Source organism: Stenotrophomonas sp. 05L44_2 (assembly GCF_056665995.1).
In genome coordinates this window covers 1-2,241 of sequence record NZ_JBFTNR010000684.1, presented here as the reverse complement: position 1 = coordinate 2,241, position 2,241 = coordinate 1, and the positions used below count along the sequence as shown (strand labels likewise).

Annotated in this window: 3 protein-coding genes; all 3 read right to left on the bottom strand. The window is 65.3% G+C overall.

The genetic code is table 11. The annotated features are described in order from the left end of the window. Positions 1-178 (bottom strand): PLP-dependent transferase (locus AC1VAN_RS19255; protein WP_369555133.1); only part of this gene is annotated, 178 nt, incomplete at its 3' end. Positions 179-301: 123 nt separating this feature from the next. Beyond that, positions 302-1,672 (bottom strand): pyridoxal-phosphate dependent enzyme, encoded by a 1,371-nt coding sequence (locus AC1VAN_RS19250; RefSeq protein WP_025878454.1) that lies wholly within the window; start codon positions 1,670-1,672, stop codon positions 302-304. A 352-nt stretch (positions 1,673-2,024) separates the two neighbouring features. Further along, on the bottom strand, positions 2,025-2,241 hold a 217-nt coding region (locus tag AC1VAN_RS19245; protein WP_480986483.1), incomplete at its 5' end, for an HP1242/YdcH family protein.

Genomic DNA, 2,241 nt, shown 5'->3' with positions numbered 1-2,241 from the left:
GATTGTGCGTGCGCGAGTACTCGAAGCCCTGATGCTCGCCCGGGCTGGACTGCGCATAGGTCGAGGTGGCGTAGATCGGCGGCATCACCGCGCCGGTGCTCGGGTCGGGCGACTGGCCGCCATGGATGGCCAGGGTGGCCAGCGCCAGCGCGCGGTCCGGGGAAGAAGCGTTGGACATGTCGTTTCCTGATTGGCGCCGATGACCGGCGCCGTCGAAGGAGCGGGAGTCTATCAGCGCGGCCTTAACGAGCTTTGACGCGGATAAACCGGGATTCAGCAGCGATCTGCGGCGATAAACGCCTTACTGAACGCGCCGACGCAGGTAATTCAGCAGGTCGATGCGGGTGATCAGGCCGAGGAAGGTGTCACCGTCCATCACGATGGCCACCTGGCCGCGGTCGAACACCGGCAGCAGCGCCTCGATCGGCGATTTCACATCCAGGCGATCCAGCTTGCTGACCATCGCGGTGGCCACCGGGTCACGGAAGCGTGCTTCGTCGCCGTAGACGTGCAGCAGCACGTCGCTTTCGTCGACGATGCCGACCAGCTGGTCACCGTCCAGCACCGGCAGCTGCGACACGTCATACAGCTTCATGCGCTGATAGGCGGTGGTCAGCAGGTCGTTCGGGCCGATCACGACGGTGTCGCGCTGGCCGTACGGGCGCAGGATCAGGTCGCGCAGGTCACCGTGCTGCGGGCGCTCAAGGAAGCCGTTGTCCAGCATCCAGTAGTCGTTGTACATCTTCGACAGGTACTTGTTGCCGGTGTCGCAGACCAGCACCAGCACCTTCTTCGGCGTGGTCTGCTCCTTGCAGTACTTCAGCGCCGCCGCCAGCAGGGTGCCGGTCGAGGAGCCACCGAGGATGCCCTCCTTGCCCAGCAGCTCACGCGCGGTATGGAAGCTCTCCGCATCGGTGATGGCGTAGGCCTTCTTCACACGGCTGAAATCGGAGATCGAGGGCAGGAAATCCTCGCCGATGCCTTCCACCAGCCAGCTGCCCGACTTGTCGTTGAGCACGCCGTCGTTGATGTACTCGGCCAGGATGGAGCCGACCGGGTCGGCCAGCACCAGCTCGGTCTTCGGCGACAGCGTGGCGAAGGCGCGCGAGAGGCCGGTCATGGTGCCGGAGCTGCCGCAGCCGAACACGATGGCATCCAGATCGCCATCCATCTGCTCGAGGATCTCCGGGCCGGTGCCGAATTCATGCGCGGCCGGGTTGTCCGGGTTGCCGAACTGGTTGACGAAGTAGGCGCCTGGGGTCTGCTCGGCGATGGTCTTGGCCAGGTCCTGGTAGTACTCCGGGTGGCCCTTGGCCACGTCCGAGCGGGTCAGGCGCACTTCGGCACCCATCGCCTTCAGGTTGAAGATCTTTTCCCGGCTCATCTTGTCCGGGACCACCAGGATCAGCTTGTAGCCCTTCTGCTGGGCCACCAGCGCCAGGCCCAGGCCGGTATTGCCGGCGGTGCCTTCCACCAGGGTGGCGCCGGGCTTCAGGTCGCCGCGCTTCTCTGCCGCTTCGATCATCGACAGGCCGATGCGATCCTTGATCGATCCGCCCGGGTTGGCGCTTTCGAGCTTCAGGTAGAGCTCGCAGACGCCAGCATCCAGGCGCTGGGCCTTGACGATAGGGGTCTGGCCGATGAGTTCGAGGACGGAAGAATGGATGGGCATTCGGGGGACTTCGGTTCGCGCCACACAGGGCCGGACCGGTGATTATCCGATGGATGGCGACGAAAGTCAGGAGCCGTTTCTATAGCGCCGGGCCATGCCCGGCGGGAGGCGTGCTGACCCACGGTCGGCACCCACCAGCTCGGCTGGCAGCCCAAGGGGATGCGGACGGCCCCGGATCGACGAGGAGACCGGTACCGCCCGCATCGGGGGACGTGCCTGCGGGCCAAGGCACCACCGCGTGTGGTGCCTTGGCGCGACGCCTGCGTTCAGCGGCGCCGCGTTGCCAGGTCAGGAGAGCCTGGCAGGGCCATCGATGGCCAGGTCATGCCATTCCGGGCACGACAGGGGTGCGTCAATGCGTGGGGGACGAGGTTGCGAGCGGTGTTTCGTACATTCGCAGAAGGCGTTGCTTGGCCAGCAGCTTCTCGCGCTTCATTCGACCCAGGGTGACATCATCGATCGGGAGTACACCCAACTCCGCATCCATGCACTTCTTGTTCAACTTGCGGTGCTGGTCATGGAGTGCCCGGAACTCCGGATCGCGCGCGCGACGGGCGTCGATCTCGCTC